Here is a 16,995-nt window from a genome sequence, read left to right as displayed (position 1 = left end):
GTGTTTTCGGTCATTGTCCGATGTCCACCAGCAGACCGCGATGATCTGCCCCCATTTTCGGCCTGACCGAGACCAATTCACCCGACAATGTGCTGTGGACATGATCCAACGGCAACGGAACAAACCCGAACAACGCATAGGTTCCGCGTGCGGGGGTTATGCGGCTGACATTCAGTTGTTGAAATAACCGCCCAATCTGACGCCCCCATGGGGCCATGTTAAAGTCACCTGCCACCACAACCGGCCCTTCGACCTGTGCAACAGCGGACATCAAACGCAATACGTGAGCTTGTTGCGGATGCGGATAGGGCCAACTGACATGCAGGGCGATTACCCAAACCGGCCCGGCCGGTGTTTGCACCTGCGCGGCGGACATGCCGTCACTGCACGGCAATGTTTGCACAATGGGCAAACGCGACATCACCATCGTACCACCGACAAATCGAAAATCGCAGTGCAGCTGATGCGGAAACCGATCTTTCAGCACCTCTAGCGACGCGAGGTTTCGCGCGTTAACCTCTTGTAATGTCAACACATCGGCACCGCTGGACACAAAATCTGCGAACAACGCGCTGCGGTCTTGGGCGTTCCACAGCATGTTCTTCTGGTAAATTCGCAAAACCGGCTGCCCCATAAGGCTTGCGCCGGCGAAATAAGGCAAAGCAGACCAAGCGCACGCAACGCTCAGCGGCACGCCTATGCGCAGGATCCAGACCCTGCGGCATGTCAGCAGAAGCAGCACCCCCGCGGTCACACATAACGGCATCCGAAAGGCAGCAAGCGAGTCCCCCACAGGGTGAACCGCGCCAAGGAACCCTCCGCCAATTGCCATCAAGACAAGGATCAACCCTGTCCGCACGATTAGTTGCCACATCCTGCTTTGCCTGCCTCTGCACGAAACCGTCGCGCCACATCACCAACGCGTTAACTCGGGGCCCTGCACCTTGCGACGCGGGGTTCGAATGCTCACCATCGGACAAGAATGATTGCAGGACAACGGGCATGAGCACGCAAAAAGTAACTTTCCCCGGGCATTCAGGCGAGAAACTGGCCGCACGGCTGGACATGCCCACCGCCCCCCATATCGCAACGGCGCTGTTTGCCCATTGCTTTACCTGCGGCAAAGATATTCAGGCCGCGCGCCGGATCGCACAACGTTTGTCCGCAATGGGCATCGCCGTTCTGCGGTTCGATTTTACCGGGCTGGGCCATTCGGGTGGCGAGTTCGAGAACACGACTTTTACCAGCAACGTTCAGGACCTGGAGGCCGCAGCCGCCTTTCTGACCAGCCGTGGCATGGCGCCGGGCCTCTTGATCGGCCATTCTCTGGGCGGTGCGGCGGTGCTGGCAGCCGCGCGGCGGATTGAGGGTGTCGGGGCTGTTGTAACGATCGGCGCCCCCTATGACCCCGAACATGTCACCCACAATTTTTCTGATCCGCAATTGCAACCAGATGGTACGCTGAATGTAACGCTGGCCGGAAAACCGCTGCGCATTGGCAAAGGATTTCTCGAAGACGTCTCGGCCGCGAATCTCGATGGCGACATTGCCGGGCTGAAAGCCGCGCTGCTGGTTCTGCACGCCCCGCGCGACACCATTGTCGGGATCGAAAACGCCACGCAGATCTTCGCGGCGGCCCGTCATCCCAAAAGCTTTGTCACGCTTGACGATGCAGACCATCTGGTCAGCCGCCCCGAGGATGCAGAATACGCTGCCAATGTGATCGCGGCCTGGGCCGGACGGTATCTCGACCTCTCGCCGCCTTCGCCGCCCCCCGGGGCGCCCGAAGGCATCGTGCGCGTGACCGAGGCTGACGCCGCGGGCTTCCTGCAGGACGTGCAAAACGGCCCATATCACCACCTTCTGGCGGACGAGCCCCTGGCCTATGGCGGCACCAACAAGGGCATGTCGCCCTATGGGTTCCTCGCGGCCGGGCTTGGCACGTGCACATCAATGACAATCCGCATGTATGCCCGCCGCAAAGGTTGGCCCCTGACCAATGTGCGCGTCGACGTGAACCACGACAAGGTGCACGCGCAGGATGCCGAGCACGGGTCAAACAAGATCGACCGCTTCGTTCGTGAAATCTGCCTGGCCGGTCCGCTGGACGAAACCCAACGCGCCCGCCTGATGGAAATCGCCGACCGTTGCCCGGTCCACCAAACGTTGGAGAAATCCTCGCAGGTCGAAACCCGGCTGGTGGGGTAACCCCATCCATCGACGCGCCCCCACCGCTCGGGGCCCCGCCCCCGAGCGTCAAAGCCGCAAGCCGCCCCCCGGGGCGGCTTTCCTTTTGGGTCCGGCCCCGCTAGAAAGCGCGCGTATTCTCAAAAACCCCAAGGTCTGCTGCATGATCCCTCGTTACTCCCGCCCAGAAATGGTGGCCATCTGGAGCCCCGAAACCAAGTTCCGCATCTGGTACGAGATCGAGGCCCATGCCTGCGACGCACAGGCAGAACTGGGCGTGATCCCCAAGGAAAATGCCCAAGCTGTCTGGAAAGCAAAGGACGTTGAGTTCGACGTCGCCCGCATTGACGAGATCGAAGCCGTCACCAAGCATGACGTTATCGCTTTCCTGACCCACCTGGCCGAGATCATCGGCAATGACGAGGCGCGCTTCGTTCATCAGGGCATGACAAGTTCGGACGTTCTGGACACCTGCTTTAACGTGCAATTGGTGCGTGCCGCCGACATCCTGATCACCGATATGGAAGGCCTGCTGGCCGCCCTGAAACGCCGCGCGCTGGAGCATAAGGACACGATCCGCATCGGCCGCAGCCACGGCATTCATGCCGAGCCCACCACCATGGGGCTGACCTTTGCGCGCTTCTACGCCGAGATGGATCGTAACCTGGCCCGTCTGCGCGTGGCACGCGACGAGGTTGCAACCGGGGCGATTTCGGGTGCTGTTGGCACGTTCGCCAATATCGACCCCAAGGTCGAAGAGCATGTGTGCGCGCAACTGGGCCTGAAACCCGAACCGATCTCCACACAGGTGATCCCCCGCGACCGCCATGCCGCGTTTTTCGCGGCCCTCGGTGTGGTCGCCAGTTCGGTCGAAAACATCGCGGTCGAGATACGCCATATGCAGCGCACCGAAGTATTGGAAGCGGCAGAGTTTTTCTCGATGGGCCAAAAAGGCTCCTCAGCCATGCCGCATAAGAAAAACCCGGTGCTGACCGAAAACCTGACCGGCCTCGCGCGATTGGTGCGCATGGCCGTGGTTCCGGCGATGGAAAACGTCGCGCTTTGGCACGAACGCGACATCAGCCATTCGTCGGTGGAACGTAATATCGGTCCCGACACCACCATCACGCTGGATTTCGCCCTTGCCCGCCTTACCGGCGTAATCGACAAGCTGCTGGTCTATCCCGAAAACATGTTGGAAAACATGAACAAATTCCCCGGTCTTGTGATGAGCCAGCGGGTGCTGCTGGCGCTGACCCAGGCTGGTGTCAGCCGCGAGGATGCCTATCGGCTTGTGCAGCGCAACGCGATGAAGGTCTGGGATCACCGCACCGATTTCCGCGAGGAGCTTCTGGCCGATGACGAGGTTCGCGCCGCGTTGTCCGAAGAGGAGATCAACGAAAAATTCGACCTTGGCTATCATACCAAGAATGTCGACGCGATCTTTGCGCGGGTGTTCGGCGCGTAGTCGAACGCCCCACTGTGACATGAGCAAAGCCCGGTGCTTTATGCGCCGGGCTTTACAATTTCTTCTTCGACAATGATGCGTCTGATCTTGATGCGTCCGTCTGGCAGCAAGATCCGCTCTTCGGTGACGCCTCCGTTTGCGGCACCCAATGCAAGACCGGTTCCGGTTCCGGCGGATGTGCTGTCAAACACCGTTACAGCGCCTTGAGAGCCGGAAAAGAACCCCGGTGCATTGGGATCGATCTCGGAATTCACCACAAAGGCCTTGGGCTCATATCCGTCGCAGGCGGCAAGCAGTGCAAGCGCGGCAAGGGGCAAACCCCTTACCGCACCACGCACCTTGGGAAAGGTACGTACTGACATCAGAATTTCAGCCGTGCACCAAGCAGAACTGCTGTCAGATCATCGTCATTCGCTGCGCTGTCGAACTCGTAGTTGCGGAAAGCAGCGTATGCCTCCAGCCCCAGATCGTCGAATTTCTGAACAGCAGCGATACCGTACGAGGTCGATTCCGTACCGGCGAAACCAACGTCGTCACCTTCGTAGTAGTCAACCGAGAACGCGGTTTTCCCGACCGAGAAGATGTCCGCCTGATAACCGGCTTTGACATAGCCAAAGGTCGGGTTCGGACCACCGGCAGCAAGCTCTTGCTCGCCCCCGGCAACGGTAAAGTTCAGACCGTTATCCAGCAGGATCGAGGCCGAGGCGCTGTACTGCTCGTCGACGCCCGAAGCATCGCCCGGGTCGACATAGCTGGCCGCGGCGGCAACTTCGAAGCCGTCGAACTCGCCAGCCCAGTTTGCAGCGATGTCAAACGCGTCATCAGACGCAATCGACGCGCCGAAGGTGAAGCCGCCAAACGAGGGGGACTCGTAGCGCAGGCGGTCATTGCGGCCCAAACCGTCAAAGTTCGAGAACACGTCGCCAACAGTGACGCCAAAACCGCCCGAGTTGTTGAAGCTCAGCGTGCCGGCCAGATCGCCGATACCGGAATAGGCCACAACGCCGGTGCCCGAGAGGTCAGCCTCGGAAGAGCCGTCCGAGGCCGAGCTGCCCTGACCCAGGAAGATTTTACCGAATGCGCCGCTGACATACAGGTCGGCAACACGTTCCGAGATGCCCAAGCTGCCATTGGTGTTGCCGAAGTCGATACCGCCACCGGTCGAGTTCGATTCAACCTGCAGCTCCAGCTTGGCACCGAAAGACAATGCTCCGGCCGAGTGTTTGGCCTCGAACCCGAAACGGGTCGAGCTGTTGTCGTTGTCGACAAAGAACACTTCGTCTTCGGTGCCGTTGTCGGCGAACAGGATACCGCGGTTGATCTGGCCGTAGAATACGACCTCGGACTTGCCTGTTTTGGACTTGATCGATGTGCCCTCGGCAAACGCGGGAGCGACCATCGTTGCGGACAGTGCCGCCGCCAGCGCGCTAAGGCTGACGATAGATTTTTTGGTCATTTTCGTGATCCGTTTTGAAGTACGTGGCCACTCGATGCCGCATCATCGGGCTGGACACACCTGAACAAAACGTGAGGGGATCTGCATTTGGGCAATCGCTCAAAGCATGTCGAGAAAACGTGAAACCAGGTGCATATTCGCTGCAGTGCGGCAATGGCGAAGCGCACCTAAACTTCTGTTTTTAAGTTGTTTTTTCCTGAACTTGACGGGCCGATCCGATACCGAATGACCAAGCACGATTTGCCGTGCAAAAAATCACCACCACGTGACATTCGGCGCAAATCCCACGTTGGTGACCTTCTGCTATCACATGAGGGTGACGCAAAACCGAAGCAAACTTGAAACAATTAGCGTCCTGCCTAGAGGAAGATCACCCCATGCTTTCAACTGGGGGGCTTGCACAGGGGGGCTTTTAAATCCGCACAGGTAAAAAATTACGGGTCAGGGAATAAAACGTTGCATGATGCGTTTACACTGCAGCAAGCCACCCATGGTTCGCCTAACCCGTTTACTCAGAGGTACCCAAGATGATCCGTTCCACGTTTCTTGCACTTGCATTGACCGCTCCGACATTTGCTCTGGCGGTTGGCAGTGACGATTTCAAGCCGCCCAAAACCACCGAAACGACCACCGAATGCACCGACGGCCAGATCTATGACGAGACCACCAAGACCTGTGTGGATGCCAAGGAAAGCAGCCTTGGCGACGATGTTCTGTACCAAGCCGTGCGCGAGTTTGCCTATGCCGGTCAGTATGATGCGGCCAAACGCGCAATGGACGCCATGTCGAACCAACAGGACGATCGCGTGCTGACCTATCGGGGCTTTGTGAACCGCAAGTTGGGCAACACTGAACTGGCCATGCAGTATTACTCGGCCGCGCTGACCAAAAACCCAGACAACCTCTTGGCGCGGTCCTATATGGGTCAAGGCCTGGCCAAAGCCGGCAACATGCCCGCAGCGCGCATTCAATTGTCCGAGATTCGTGCCCGTGGCGGCGCGGATACATGGGCCGAAATCGCGTTGGCTGACGCCATCAAGACCGGCGTGACGTATAATTACTGAGCCCGCGCTAGGCGACTGTTAACCCTTCCTGAGGCAGGTTGAAACCATGTCTCAGGAGGGACCAATTTGACGACCGCACTCTCTGCCACCCCTGCCCCGCAGCCTCCCGTTATTCCCCACCTCAGCAAACGCCGTAAGGCCGCCATCATCGTGCGCCTTTTGTTGAGCGAAGGGGTAAATCTTCCAATCGCTGACTTGCCGGCTGACCTGCAATCGGCCCTGACCTCCGAACTGGGCGCGATGCGGTACATTGATGCCCCGACCCTGCGCGTGGTGGTTGGCGAGTTCCTCGAGGCGATGGAACAGGTTGGCCTAACCTTTCCTGGCGGGATCGAGGCGGCGCTGACAATGCTGGATGGCCATATCAGCGAAGACCTTGCCAGCCGATTGCGCCAGGGGCACGGTGACGCGCCCGATTTGTGGGAAGAACTGGCCAATGTCCCGCATGACATGATGGTTGATGTGCTCAGCGGTGAAAGCCCGCTTGTGGCGGCAGTCTTGCTGTCCAAACTGCCCACGGCTGACGCCGCCAAGATCCTGGGGTTGTTGCCCGGCGACGTGGCGCGATCCATTGCAGTGTCTGTCTCACAAACCGCGCATGTCGATCCGGATACGGTGGATGGGATTGGCGAAACGATATTGGAGCAAATTCGCGCCAAACCCGCCCCCGCCTTCAGCGATGGGGCGGATACGCGGTTTGGCGCCATTCTGAACCTGTCCGGGGCCAGCACGCGTGACAAGGTTCTGAACGGGCTGCAGGCCGATGACAGCGACTTTGCCGACCGTGTTCGCAAGGCCATTTTCACCATTGATCACGTGGCAACGCAACTGCGCGCCACGGATGCGCCGGTCTTGACCCGCAGTATCGCGCCCGAGGTTTTGACAACGGCCTTCGCCGGGGCGCCGGATCACCCGGCAACCGAATACATCCTGTCCAACATTTCACGCCGCATCGCCGACCAACTGCGCGAAGCCATCCAGGACCGTGGTGAGGTCACCGCAGAGGAACTCGAGGCTGCGCAAACCGATATTGTGCTTGCCCTGCGGCAGTTGGACGCCGATGGCGAGATCTCGTTGTCGCCGCGCAATGCAGCCGGTTGAGATTGCGGCCACGTAGGTCTATCTGTTGCCAACCGCCGAACGCGGCGGATGTGAAATGGACGGCAGATGGCGGCACAACCGAAACAGCGCACCGATACGGGCTCGGTGCTGGGCGACCGGATGGTCGACGGGGTGGTTCGAGGCCTCACATGGCTGCTCATGCGGCTTCCATACGGTCTGCGTGTCAGGTTGATGGGCGGCTTCATGGCGCGGGTCGTTGCGCCTTTGGCCGGATATGACAAGCGCATCCGCGACAACCTTGCTTATGTTTGCCCAAATTTGCCCGAGGACGAGGTTAAAAAGCTGACCCGCAGCGTGCCTGACAATATCGGGCGTCTGGTGATGGAGCTGTTCTCGACCGACGAATTCCTGCAACGCTATGCAAATGATCCGCTGCAGGGCGAAGGTGTCGACGCCTTGGAAGAAGCCCACGCTGCGGGCCGCCCCGTTGTGTTGGTCACGGCGCATTTTGGCAATTTCAATGTCATCCGCGCCGCCCTCAAGGGGCGCGGAATTGAGTTAGGTTCACTCTACAATCCACTGAAAAACAAATATTTTAATGACAGGTATATAGCGCGCATGTCACAGATCGGCGCGCCGATGTTCCCACGGGGGCGCAGCGGCTATGCGCGGATGCTGAAACACCTGAAGGCCGGCAACAAGATTGGCATTCTGATCGATCAGCACATGGAACATGGCGAACTGTTGGACTTCTTTGGCAAACCTGCGCCCACAGCCCTGTCTGCGGCCGAGATGGCGCTCAAGTATGACGCGCTGATCATGCCCATCTACGGTATCCGGCGGCCGGATGGGTTGAACTTTGACATTGTGGCCGAAGCACCCATCCCACACACCAATGCGCGCGAGATGACTCAGGCCCTCAATGACAGCCTTGAGGCGCGTGTGCGCGAAAATATGGATCAGTGGTTCTGGATCCATCGCCGCTGGAAACCCGAACGGCGCCTCAGTTCCTAAGGGCGCGCTGCTGCCAGAATGCGGCCCATCTGTGCGCTTTGCATGATTGCGACGACCTGATCACCCGGCGCAGGCGTCAATGGGACAGAAACCGCGTCACCCACCCAGCTGTCAACAAGCGACCAGGACGTCACGATATTGGCATAAGTGATTGTACGGCCTGCATTTTCGCCACGTCGGATCGACACGGATTCTTCTGGCTTATAGGTCACGATCTGCAATACAGCCCCTTCGGGAACGGCGCCCGACGGATCAACGGACACCACGCCATCCTGCACATCCACCGTCAGGGCAATCTCACTTTTCTGCTGTTGCATATAGTGCTGCGTGATCACCTGCGCCAAATCCATGGGGCGATAGCCAACCACGTGGTCGACCCCCTGCACCACGAATTGCGGGGTATAGATTGACCGGCTGCCCGCAGCACGCGCATAGAGCTTTTGCCGCTGGGTATAGGCCGGATCGGCAAACTCGTCCTTCCAACCGATATAGTCCCAATAGTCGACATGCAGCGCCAGAGCGACCACGTCATTGCGACCGGCCAGTTCCACCATCAACTCGTCCGCAGGTGGGCATGAGGAACAGCCCTGCGAAGTGAACAGCTCCACCACAATAACCTGCTCTGCCTGGGCAGCAATTGCACCGGCAAGGCTCAGCCCCAATGCGGCAATGGCGTTTGTCAGACGCGACATCAACAATCCTCAATACGTTTCGGTTGTACTTTACCTAGACCACTGGCCGCTCGCCAGCCAATCAACGTTTTGCGAGTGTCTCGAAACATTGAATGGACAGTGAACCCGTTTTGGAAAGAGCCCTGCCCTTGATTGGCGGGCTGCAATGGGCAAATCATAGGTGGACGCCACCTTAAAGGAAGCCCGATATGCCCATTACCGTTGGCCACGACAGTGCGCAAACCCGCCGAACCCTGACCGCTGGGGGTGCCAGTGTTGCCTATTACTCGATCACCGCCGCGACCGAAGCCGGGCTGGGCGATTTCTCACGCCTTCCAGCGGCCCTGAAGGTGGTGTTGGAAAATATGCTGCGGTTTGAGGACGGAAAGACCGTTGACCTCGAAGACATCAAGGCCTTCGCCGAATGGGCGTCAAAGGGCGGCAAGAACCCGCGCGAGATCGCCTATCGCCCGGCCCGCGTCTTGATGCAGGATTTCACCGGCGTGCCAGCGGTAGTGGACCTTGCCGCGATGCGCGACGGGATTGTGGCGCTGGGGGGCGATCCCGAAAAGATCAACCCGCTGAACCCGGTGGATCTGGTCATCGACCATTCGGTGATGATTGACGCGTTCGGCAACCCGCGCGCGTTCCAGATGAACGTGGATCGCGAATATGAGCGCAACCTGGAGCGCTATACCTTCCTGAAATGGGGCCAGTCGGCGTTCAACAATTTTCGCGTGGTGCCGCCTGGCACCGGCATCTGCCATCAGGTGAACCTGGAATACCTGTCACAGACGGTCTGGACCGACATGGATCAGAACGGCGAAATGGTCGCCTATCCCGACACGCTGGTGGGCACCGACAGCCACACCACAATGGTCAACGGCGCCGCGGTTCTGGGCTGGGGCGTTGGCGGGATCGAAGCCGAGGCCGCGATGCTGGGCCAACCCATCTCGATGCTGATCCCCGAGGTGATCGGCTTTGAACTGACCGGCGCGATGGTCGAGGGTACAACCGGCACCGATCTGGTTCTGAAAGTGGTCGAGATGCTGCGCGCCAAGGGCGTTGTCGGCAAGTTTGTGGAGTTTTACGGCGCGGGCCTGAACCGTCTGCCGCTGGCCGACCGCGCCACCATCGCCAATATGGCGCCCGAATACGGCGCGACCTGCGGCTTCTTCCCCATTGACGGCGAAACCCTGCGCTATCTGCGCAATACCGGCCGGGATGAGGACCGCATCGCCCTTGTCGAGGCTTATGCCAAGGAAAACGGGTTCTGGCGCGGCGACGATTACGCGCCGATCTATACCGACACGCTGCATCTGGATATGGGCACGATTGTGCCCGCGATTTCGGGCCCGAAACGGCCGCAGGATTACGTGGCGCTGACCGATGCCAAAACCGCGTTTCAGCGTGAAATGGCCGAGACGTTCAAGCGCCCGATGGATAAGGAAGTGCCGGTAAAGGGCGAGGATTACACGCTTTCTTCGGGTGACGTCGTGATCGCCTCGATCACCTCGTGCACCAACACGTCAAACCCTTACGTGATGATCGGCGCCGGTCTGGTGGCGCGCAAGGCGGCGCAGCTGGGCCTGAACCGCAAGCCATGGGTCAAAACCTCGCTGGCCCCCGGCAGCCAGGTCGTATCCGCCTATCTGGAGGCCGCGGGACTGCAGGACGATCTGGACGCCATCGGGTTCAACCTTGTCGGCTATGGCTGCACCACCTGCATCGGCAACTCGGGCCCTATCCAGAAAGAACTGTCCGAGGCAATTGCCGAGGGTGATCTGGTCGCCACCTCGGTGCTGTCGGGCAACCGCAATTTCGAGGGCCGGATCAGCCCCGATGTGCGCGCCAATTACCTGGCCTCGCCCCCCTTGGTGGTGGCCTATGCGCTGGCCGGTACGATGGATATCGATCTGGCTAATGACCCCATCGCCCAGACGCCCGACGGCCAAGACGTGTACCTGAAAGACATCTGGCCCGATCAGGCCGAGATTGCCGAACTGGTCGAGGCCACGGTGACCCGTGACGCGTTTCAGTCGAAATATGCCGATGTCTTCAAGGGCGACGATAAGTGGCGCAGCGTCGAGACCACCGACAGCCTGACCTATGACTGGCCTGCAACGTCGACCTATGTGCGCAACCCGCCCTATTTCCAGGGCATGACCATGGATACCAATCCCATCGAGAACATTGACGGTGCGCGGGTTCTGGCGGTGCTGGGTGACATGATCACCACCGACCACATCAGCCCCGCCGGGTCATTCAAGGAAACCACCCCGGCCGGCCGCTATCTGACCGACCATCAGGTGGCCCCGCGCGAGTTTAACAGCTATGGCTCGCGCCGCGGCAATCACGAGGTGATGATGCGCGGCACCTTCGCCAATATCCGCATCAAGAACGAGATGCTGGACGGGGTCGAGGGGGGATACACCAAAGGCCCGGACGGCGCGCAGAGCTCGATCTATGACGCCGCGATGGCGCATCAGGCCAACGGCACCCCGCTGGTGGTGTTCGGGGGCGAGCAATACGGCGCCGGCTCCAGCCGCGACTGGGCGGCCAAAGGCACGGCACTGTTGGGTGTGAAGGCGGTGATCGCCGAAAGCTTTGAGCGTATTCACCGCTCAAACCTTGTGGGCATGGGCGTGATCCCGCTGGAGTTCACCGGCGGCGACACGCGCAAAACGCTGGGTCTGACGGGCGACGAAACCGTCTCGATCTCTGGGCTCGACACGGTTACCCCGCTGGCCGAGGTGCCCTGCACCATCACCATGGCCGATGGTACGGTAAAGGATATCACGCTGAAATGCCGGATCGATACGGCGGTCGAGATCGAATACATCGAAAACGGCGGCGTTCTGCACTATGTGCTCCGCAATCTGGCCAAAGAGGGCTGACCGCTGCAAAAACTGGTCGCCCTTTACTGGGCGGCCAAAGCGGGGCGAATCTGCACGTTTCCGTTGATTCTCATAAAATCCGAAACACTTTTCGGGACTTCCGCCGACTGTTTCCCCATTTCGACCCAGATTCGGGTGCAGACCTATCTAAATAGACAGGTTCGCTCGCAGCGGCTTGTATGGATTGCAGACGGCATGAGATAACAATTGGCACTGGGACTACGGGGGAAAGTAATGAGCATTTTGCGTGTGTTAACAGCCACGCCGATGCTGGAGATAATGGCAGTGTCTGCCTATATCCTTCTCCTGCACGGCGCTGGATAAGAGTGTACCAGCGTAACGATTATTGCCCGGCGGCTGCTTGCAGCGCCGGGCGTATTGTATGGGCCAATATCTCTTGGGTGATCGGCCCGGCAAAGCGCAACGTGACCTGACCGTTGCCATCCACCACGAATGTTTCCGGCACGCCATAGACCCCCCATTTGATCGCGGTGCGGCCTTCATCGGTCATGATCGCGGTATAAGGGTTGCCAAGCTCATCCAGAAAGCCTTGGGCGTTGCCGGGATCGTCTTTGTAATTGATGCCATAGATCGTCACACCCTCGTCCGCCAATGCCTCGAGGATCGGATGCTCCAACCGGCAGGGCGCGCACCAGCTGGCCCAGAAGTTCACCAGTTTGACCCCCGGTTCGGCCAACAGCGCGTCGGTCAACTGCGGGTTGCTGCCCAACGCCGCGCCTTCAAGCACAGGGGCGGCCCCGCCCACACGTGTCGAGGGTAAGGCATCAGGGTTGTCGCGCTGCATCCCGATCAGGAACAGCGCAGCCAATCCAAAGAAGACCAAAGGTGGCAGAAAGACCAGCGGTGACAGCTTGCGTTTGCTCATTTGGCGGCCTCGCGCGCCTCAGCCTCGGCCAAACGACGCCGGGCCATGGCCCCGCGACGGATCGAGGCCAAGATGATTGCCGCCAACGACACAAGACTGATTCCATAGGCCGACAGAACAGCCGTCGCGTAAAAACCCAGATCAGGCATCCGACATCCTTTCGCGGGCTTCCAATGCTGCCACCCGGCGCAGGCGAATTTCGGCCCGGGTGCGCAGCAGAAGCAGGGTGATAAAGAGCAACATGAACCCAATGAAACAGATCAGCAGAGGCAGCGCATAAGCATTGTCCACGTTTTCTTCCTTGTCCAACGAGAAGGACGCCGCCTGATGGATGCCCTGGCTCCAGAACAGCACCGCATAGCGGCTGAGCAGCGCAAAGATGGACCCCACGACACATAGAACCGCCGTCAGATCGGCGGCTGTGTCGGGCTCTTCGATCGCCTCCCACAAGGCCATGTAGCCCAGGTAAAACAGGAACAGGATCAGGAACGAGGTCAGCTGCGGATCCCATTCCCACCACGTGCCCCAGGTTGGCTGCCCCCAGATTGCGCCCGTTGCAAGGCCCATCAGGGTAAAGGTCATGCCAATGGGCGCCGCCGCCTTGGCTGCAAGGGCCGACACGTGGTGGCGCCGCACGTACCAGATCAACGAGGCGATCAGCATCATGAACCACGTTCCCGTCGCCATGATGACCGACGGCACATGTACGAACATGATCTTTACCGATGTGCCTTGCTTGAAATCCTCTGGCGTCAGGAAGAAACCCCAATAGAGCCCGGCGATCAGAAACGCCGCCGAGGCCACCGCCAATGGGGGCAAGGCGTAACCGCTGACGGTCATGAACCGTTTGGGGTTTGCGTATTGCCAGATCGAATTCATGGCCATGGTTTAGGTCCTTTGGTCGTGCGCTGCCATAAAAAGCCTGTGATCAGGTCAGCGCAAGTTGATCCTTAACGCCGCGGCGGCGGCAAATGGCAGCACGGCCAAGGTGCCCAACGTGATGACCGCCAGCAGAATCAGCGGGGTGGTCGTGGCCATGTCCCCTGCCCCGCGGCGGATCAGCTCGGTCCCGAAGATAAGGGTTGGGACATAGAGCGGCAGCACAAGCAAACTCAGCAACAGCCCACCGCGTTTCAACCCCACCGTCAGCGCCGCACCAAAGGCGCCGATCATGCTCAGCGCCGGGGTGCCGAGGACCAACGAGATCATGAGCCAACCAAAAGCCTGCGTCGGCAGGTTCAGCAAAATCGCCAGCACCGGCGCGGCCAGCGTCAGCGGCAGGCCCGTCGTAATCCAATGGGCCAGCGCCTTCATCACCACCACGCCTTCCAAAGGCAGGGGCGACGTGGCCATCAGGTCCAGCGAGCCATCCTCGAAATCCAGCGCAAAAATGCGGTCCAGCGACAACAGGCAGGCCAGCAACGCCCCGATCCACAGGATACCCGGCGCAATCAGCGAAAGTGTTGCGGTTTCTGGCCCAACCGCCAGCGGGACCAGCACGACGACAATCAGAAAGAACGCCAGACCCAGCCCAAACCCACCGCCCGCGCGGATGGCCAGCTTCAAATCGCGCAGCAGAACGGCAATCACAGAAAGGCCTCGTCAAACGCTGCATCGGCCCTGGGCCGAGCGCGGAATGGCGCCAGGTCCAGAATGTCGGCCGGAATGTCAATGTCGATATGGGTGGCGATCACCGCGCTGCCCCGGCTTTCGCAATGGCGGCGCAGGGTTGCTTCGAACAGCGCAACCGCGTTGCGGTCCAACGATACCGTGGGTTCGTCCAGCAACCAGACCGGCCGCCCTGCCGTTATCAGCCGCGCCAGTCCAAGCCGCCGTTTCTGTCCCGCCGACAACCCGCCCGCCGGGCGATGGCGCAGGGCGTCAAGATCAAACGCCTGCAGCGCCGCCTCGATCCCGCCGGTGCCGTTCACCTGCGCCCAGAACCGCAGGTTCTCCTCGACGCTCAGGGTCGCCTTCACCCCATCCGCATGGGCGGCATAGGTCAGGCTTTCGGGCGCGGCCTCAACCCGGCCGGCGCGCGGCGGTTGCAGCCCGGCAAGTGTCCGCAACAACGTGGTTTTACCGCTGCCGTTTGGCCCGCGCAGGAACAGCGCCCGGCCCGCCTCCACCGACAGGTTCACCCCTTGCAACACCTCGATGCCGCCGCGGGTGCAGGTCAGGTCAACGGCGCGCAGGCTCATGCACCAACCGGCAACAGGGCTGCGGCAATTCGTCGGCCTTCGGACAGCAATACATTGTAGGTGCGCGCAGCGGCAGGGCTGGCCATCGCTTCGACACCGATCCCGGCCTCTTCCAGCGCCTTACGCAGAGCCGTGGGGGGGTGCGCAATCTCGGCCCCGGTGCCCAGGAACAGCACGTCGATGGTGCCAACCAGGGCCATCAAGGGCGCGGCATCGTCCATCCCGTCCCATTTCAAGGCCCCGCCGGCATGCACCAGAACGCCCCCTTCGATCACTTCGCCACCAATGCGGAAGAAGCCGGGGCCATAGCCGTCAATTGGCAGTGCGTCGCTGAATTCCAGTTCTTTCATCTGCATGAGCTATCTCTAATCCCAAAGCGGCAAGCCAACAAGCACCGCACCCGCAATCACGGCATATCCAAGCCCGCGATAAAGGCCTTGGCGGCGCGGATCAAAAAGACGCCGTCCCAGCCACGTGGCCACTATGTAGACCGGCAACATGATCAGCCCCAGCCACAGCACCTGCGCTGTGAAAAGACCTTGCAGCGTGAGTTGCGGGATCATCAACGTACCCAACAGCGTCAGGAAGCACAGCGTGTTTGCCCGCATGATCCGCGCATCTTCGCGTCCTGAAAGGTTGAACAGGATCACCACCGGGCCAGTAAGCCCGGTCAATCCCCCCACCAACCCGGCGCCGCCGCCAATCCCGGCCAACATCGCATTCGAAGGCGCAACAGCCCGACGATACCCGGTGATCATCGCCACAAGGCTGACCCCGATCACCGCCGAGATGATCCACCGCAACGCTGTCACATCAAGCGTTCCCAGCAGCCAAACACCGGGCGTCAACGTAACGAAGGCCGGGATCAGCATCCACATGACGCGGGTCCTGTCGGCCTCGGCCCAGGCGGGGCGGAATACGGTGAACAGGGATCCCACAGACGACACGGCCATCACCCCCACAGCAACCTGTGGTGGCACAAAAAGCGAGCTCAGCGGGATAAAGATGAGGGCCGCGCCGAAACCGGCGAAACCGTAGGTCAGCCCGGCCAGAAACTTGACAGCCATGATCAGCACCAGCCCCTGCGTCGCAAGGGCCAGTGCCAGCCCCTCAGGCATCGGCGTTGCCGAACTGCGTGCCGGCGGACGGATCCTGTTTCGTCCAGTCGCGTTTGACCCCCAGCATCAGCAGGATGTTCGAAGCCACGAAGACCGACGAATAGGTGCCGATCACCACGCCCAGGATCATTGCAAAGACAAAGCCGCGGATCACGTCGCCGCCCAGCACGATCAGCGAAATCAGCGCGATCAGCGTGGTGACCGAGGTCATGACCGTCCGGCTGAGGGTTTCGTTGATCGACAGGTTCAGCACCTCGCCCAGGGCCAGTTTCTTGTACCGCCGCAGGTTCTCGCGCACCCGGTCAAAGACCACCACAGTGTCGTTCAGCGAATAGCCGACGATCGTCAGCAGGGCCGCGATAATGGCCAGATCAAACTTGATCTGCAGGACCGAGAAGATGCCGATCGTGATCAGCACATCATGCACCAGCGCGGCCACAGCCCCCAGGGCAAACTGCCATTCGAACCGCAGCCAGATATAGACCAGCACCGCCCCGATGGCCGCCAGAACCGCGTAAATCGCTGTCATCACCAGCTCGCCCGACACCTTTGGCCCAACGGATTCAACCGACGGGAAGGTGATCGCAGGGTCCAAAGCTTGCAAGGCAGCCTCGACCGACGCGACCGTTCCGGCCGAGATCGACTCTTGGTCGTCCTGCGCCTGAATGCGGATCTGGCTGACATGCTGATCTTCGTCAAAGTTGACATCGAACACCTCGGTAATGGTCACATCCCCCAGGTTCAGCGGCGCCAGCGCGGCGCGATAGGCGGCCACGTCGACCGGTGTGCTGCTTTCGGTGCGGATCGTGGTGCCGCCCCGGAAATCGATGCCAAAATTCAGCCCGATCAGCGCAAAGACGGCAATCGAGGCGATCACCGCCGCAATCGACGCGCCGAATGTGGCGCGTGCAAAGCGGAAGAAATCCCATTTGGTGTTTTCGGGAACAAGTTTCAGGCGCATAGGTCCCTCC

18 protein-coding genes are annotated in these 16,995 nt (G+C 60.2%); 6 read left to right on the top strand and 12 right to left on the bottom strand.

Annotated features, from left to right (window positions below):
* Nucleotides 1-10: 10 nt before the first annotated feature.
* A complete protein-coding gene (locus ACMU_RS15900; protein ID WP_035261455.1) occupies nt 11-874 on the bottom strand; it encodes an endonuclease/exonuclease/phosphatase family protein in 864 nt (287 codons plus the stop codon).
* Between the two features lie 128 nt (nt 875-1,002).
* Between ACMU_RS15900 and ACMU_RS15895 the strand changes: the two genes are divergently transcribed.
* The gene (locus ACMU_RS15895; RefSeq protein WP_035261453.1) at nt 1,003-2,208 is read left to right on the top strand and encodes a bifunctional alpha/beta hydrolase/OsmC family protein; all 1,206 of its coding nucleotides are present in this window, start codon (nt 1,003-1,005) and stop codon (nt 2,206-2,208) included.
* 142 nt (nt 2,209-2,350) lie between these two features.
* Entirely contained in the window at nt 2,351-3,655 is a 1,305-nt protein-coding gene (gene purB / locus ACMU_RS15890) for an adenylosuccinate lyase (protein ID WP_035261451.1), read from the top strand.
* Nucleotides 3,656-3,693: 38 nt separating this feature from the next.
* Here the strand turns inward: purB and ACMU_RS15885 are convergent, their stop codons facing one another.
* Both ACMU_RS15885 and ACMU_RS15880 read right to left on the bottom strand, forming a co-directional pair.
* Nucleotides 3,694-4,017 (bottom strand): hypothetical protein, encoded by a 324-nt coding sequence (locus ACMU_RS15885; protein WP_152544649.1) that lies wholly within the window; start codon nt 4,015-4,017, stop codon nt 3,694-3,696.
* Nucleotides 4,017-5,111: a porin gene (locus ACMU_RS15880; protein WP_035261447.1), complete on the bottom strand. Its 1,095-nt coding sequence runs from the start codon at nt 5,109-5,111 to the stop codon at nt 4,017-4,019. The genes ACMU_RS15885 and ACMU_RS15880 overlap by 1 nt, the downstream gene beginning before the upstream one ends.
* 527 nt (nt 5,112-5,638) lie before the next feature.
* Between ACMU_RS15880 and ACMU_RS15875 the strand changes: the two genes are divergently transcribed.
* The 3 genes from ACMU_RS15875 to ACMU_RS15865 all read left to right on the top strand — a co-directional run bounded on the left by ACMU_RS15875 (nt 5,639) and on the right by ACMU_RS15865 (nt 8,251).
* On the top strand, nt 5,639-6,175 hold the full coding sequence (locus ACMU_RS15875; protein WP_152544648.1) for a tetratricopeptide repeat protein: 537 nt from the start codon (nt 5,639-5,641) through the stop codon (nt 6,173-6,175).
* 66 nt (nt 6,176-6,241) lie between these two features.
* On the top strand, nt 6,242-7,276 hold the full coding sequence (locus ACMU_RS15870; protein WP_035261445.1) for a FliG C-terminal domain-containing protein: 1,035 nt from the start codon (nt 6,242-6,244) through the stop codon (nt 7,274-7,276).
* A gap of 66 nt (nt 7,277-7,342) precedes the next feature.
* Nucleotides 7,343-8,251, top strand: coding sequence for a lysophospholipid acyltransferase family protein (locus ACMU_RS15865; protein WP_035261431.1), 909 nt, complete (start codon nt 7,343-7,345; stop codon nt 8,249-8,251).
* Here the strand turns inward: ACMU_RS15865 and ACMU_RS15860 are convergent.
* Nucleotides 8,248-8,943, bottom strand: coding sequence for a DUF1223 domain-containing protein (locus tag ACMU_RS15860; protein ID WP_035261428.1), 696 nt, complete (start codon nt 8,941-8,943; stop codon nt 8,248-8,250). The genes ACMU_RS15865 and ACMU_RS15860 overlap by 4 nt on opposite strands.
* 188 nt (nt 8,944-9,131) lie before the next feature.
* Between ACMU_RS15860 and acnA the strand changes: the two genes are divergently transcribed.
* A complete protein-coding gene (acnA, locus tag ACMU_RS15855; RefSeq protein WP_035261425.1) occupies nt 9,132-11,819 on the top strand; it encodes an aconitate hydratase AcnA in 2,688 nt (895 codons plus the stop codon).
* Nucleotides 11,820-12,162: 343 nt separating this feature from the next.
* Here acnA and ACMU_RS15850 read toward each other — a convergent pair whose 3' ends face one another.
* The 8 genes from ACMU_RS15850 to secF are packed head-to-tail and all read right to left on the bottom strand — an operon-like array spanning nt 12,163 to nt 16,985.
* A complete protein-coding gene (locus ACMU_RS15850) occupies nt 12,163-12,705 on the bottom strand; it encodes a DsbE family thiol:disulfide interchange protein (protein WP_035261423.1) in 543 nt (180 codons plus the stop codon).
* Nucleotides 12,702-12,854: a heme exporter protein CcmD gene (gene ccmD, locus ACMU_RS19125; RefSeq protein ID WP_081805557.1), complete on the bottom strand. Its 153-nt coding sequence runs from the start codon at nt 12,852-12,854 to the stop codon at nt 12,702-12,704. Before ccmD ends, ACMU_RS15850 begins: the two co-directional genes overlap by 4 nt.
* Nucleotides 12,847-13,590: a heme ABC transporter permease CcmC gene (gene ccmC, locus ACMU_RS15845; RefSeq protein WP_035261420.1), complete on the bottom strand. Its 744-nt coding sequence runs from the start codon at nt 13,588-13,590 to the stop codon at nt 12,847-12,849. The genes ccmD and ccmC overlap by 8 nt, the downstream gene beginning before the upstream one ends.
* A 48-nt stretch (nt 13,591-13,638) precedes the next feature.
* Nucleotides 13,639-14,295: a heme exporter protein CcmB gene (gene ccmB / locus ACMU_RS15840; protein ID WP_035261418.1), complete on the bottom strand. Its 657-nt coding sequence runs from the start codon at nt 14,293-14,295 to the stop codon at nt 13,639-13,641.
* Nucleotides 14,292-14,906, bottom strand: a complete 615-nt coding sequence (ccmA, locus tag ACMU_RS15835; protein ID WP_035261417.1) for a heme ABC exporter ATP-binding protein CcmA — start codon at nt 14,904-14,906, stop codon at nt 14,292-14,294. Before ccmA ends, ccmB begins: the two co-directional genes overlap by 4 nt.
* Nucleotides 14,903-15,262: an Mth938-like domain-containing protein gene (locus ACMU_RS15830; RefSeq protein ID WP_035261416.1), complete on the bottom strand. Its 360-nt coding sequence runs from the start codon at nt 15,260-15,262 to the stop codon at nt 14,903-14,905. Before ACMU_RS15830 ends, ccmA begins: the two co-directional genes overlap by 4 nt.
* Nucleotides 15,263-15,271: 9 nt before the next feature.
* Nucleotides 15,272-16,024, bottom strand: a complete 753-nt coding sequence (locus tag ACMU_RS15825) for a sulfite exporter TauE/SafE family protein (protein ID WP_035261414.1) — start codon at nt 16,022-16,024, stop codon at nt 15,272-15,274.
* Nucleotides 16,017-16,985 (bottom strand): protein translocase subunit SecF, encoded by a 969-nt coding sequence (gene secF / locus ACMU_RS15820; RefSeq protein ID WP_035261411.1) that lies wholly within the window; start codon nt 16,983-16,985, stop codon nt 16,017-16,019. Before secF ends, ACMU_RS15825 begins: the two co-directional genes overlap by 8 nt.
* Nucleotides 16,986-16,995: the final 10 nt, after the last annotated feature.

The organism is Actibacterium mucosum KCTC 23349 (assembly GCF_000647975.1).
GTDB lineage: Bacteria > Pseudomonadota > Alphaproteobacteria > Rhodobacterales > Rhodobacteraceae > Actibacterium > Actibacterium mucosum.
The sequence above is the reverse complement of the archived record's forward strand: the minus strand, read 5'-3'. Positions and strand labels throughout refer to the sequence as shown.

Excerpts from the sequence above, each read along its gene's own strand:
- ACMU_RS15900 (WP_035261455.1), bottom strand. The coding sequence starts at position 874 with ATGTGGCAACTAATCGTGCGGACAGGGTTGATCCTTGTCTTGATGGCA.
- ACMU_RS15895 (WP_035261453.1), top strand. The coding sequence starts at position 1,003 with ATGAGCACGCAAAAAGTAACTTTCCCCGGGCATTCAGGCGAGAAACTG.
- purB (WP_035261451.1), top strand. The coding sequence starts at position 2,351 with ATGATCCCTCGTTACTCCCGCCCAGAAATGGTGGCCATCTGGAGCCCC.
- ACMU_RS15885 (WP_152544649.1), bottom strand. The coding sequence starts at position 4,017 with ATGTCAGTACGTACCTTTCCCAAGGTGCGTGGTGCGGTAAGGGGTTTG.
- ACMU_RS15880 (WP_035261447.1), bottom strand. The coding sequence starts at position 5,111 with ATGACCAAAAAATCTATCGTCAGCCTTAGCGCGCTGGCGGCGGCACTG.
- ACMU_RS15875 (WP_152544648.1), top strand. The coding sequence starts at position 5,639 with ATGATCCGTTCCACGTTTCTTGCACTTGCATTGACCGCTCCGACATTT.
- ACMU_RS15865 (WP_035261431.1), top strand. The coding sequence starts at position 7,343 with ATGGCGGCACAACCGAAACAGCGCACCGATACGGGCTCGGTGCTGGGC.
- ACMU_RS15860 (WP_035261428.1), bottom strand. The coding sequence starts at position 8,943 with ATGTCGCGTCTGACAAACGCCATTGCCGCATTGGGGCTGAGCCTTGCC.
- acnA (WP_035261425.1), top strand. The coding sequence starts at position 9,132 with ATGCCCATTACCGTTGGCCACGACAGTGCGCAAACCCGCCGAACCCTG.
- ACMU_RS15850 (WP_035261423.1), bottom strand. The coding sequence starts at position 12,705 with ATGAGCAAACGCAAGCTGTCACCGCTGGTCTTTCTGCCACCTTTGGTC.
- ccmD (WP_081805557.1), bottom strand. The coding sequence starts at position 12,854 with ATGCCTGATCTGGGTTTTTACGCGACGGCTGTTCTGTCGGCCTATGGA.
- ccmC (WP_035261420.1), bottom strand. The coding sequence starts at position 13,590 with ATGGCCATGAATTCGATCTGGCAATACGCAAACCCCAAACGGTTCATG.
- ccmA (WP_035261417.1), bottom strand. The coding sequence starts at position 14,906 with ATGAGCCTGCGCGCCGTTGACCTGACCTGCACCCGCGGCGGCATCGAG.
- ACMU_RS15830 (WP_035261416.1), bottom strand. The coding sequence starts at position 15,262 with ATGCAGATGAAAGAACTGGAATTCAGCGACGCACTGCCAATTGACGGC.
- ACMU_RS15825 (WP_035261414.1), bottom strand. The coding sequence starts at position 16,024 with ATGCCTGAGGGGCTGGCACTGGCCCTTGCGACGCAGGGGCTGGTGCTG.
- secF (WP_035261411.1), bottom strand. The coding sequence starts at position 16,985 with ATGCGCCTGAAACTTGTTCCCGAAAACACCAAATGGGATTTCTTCCGC.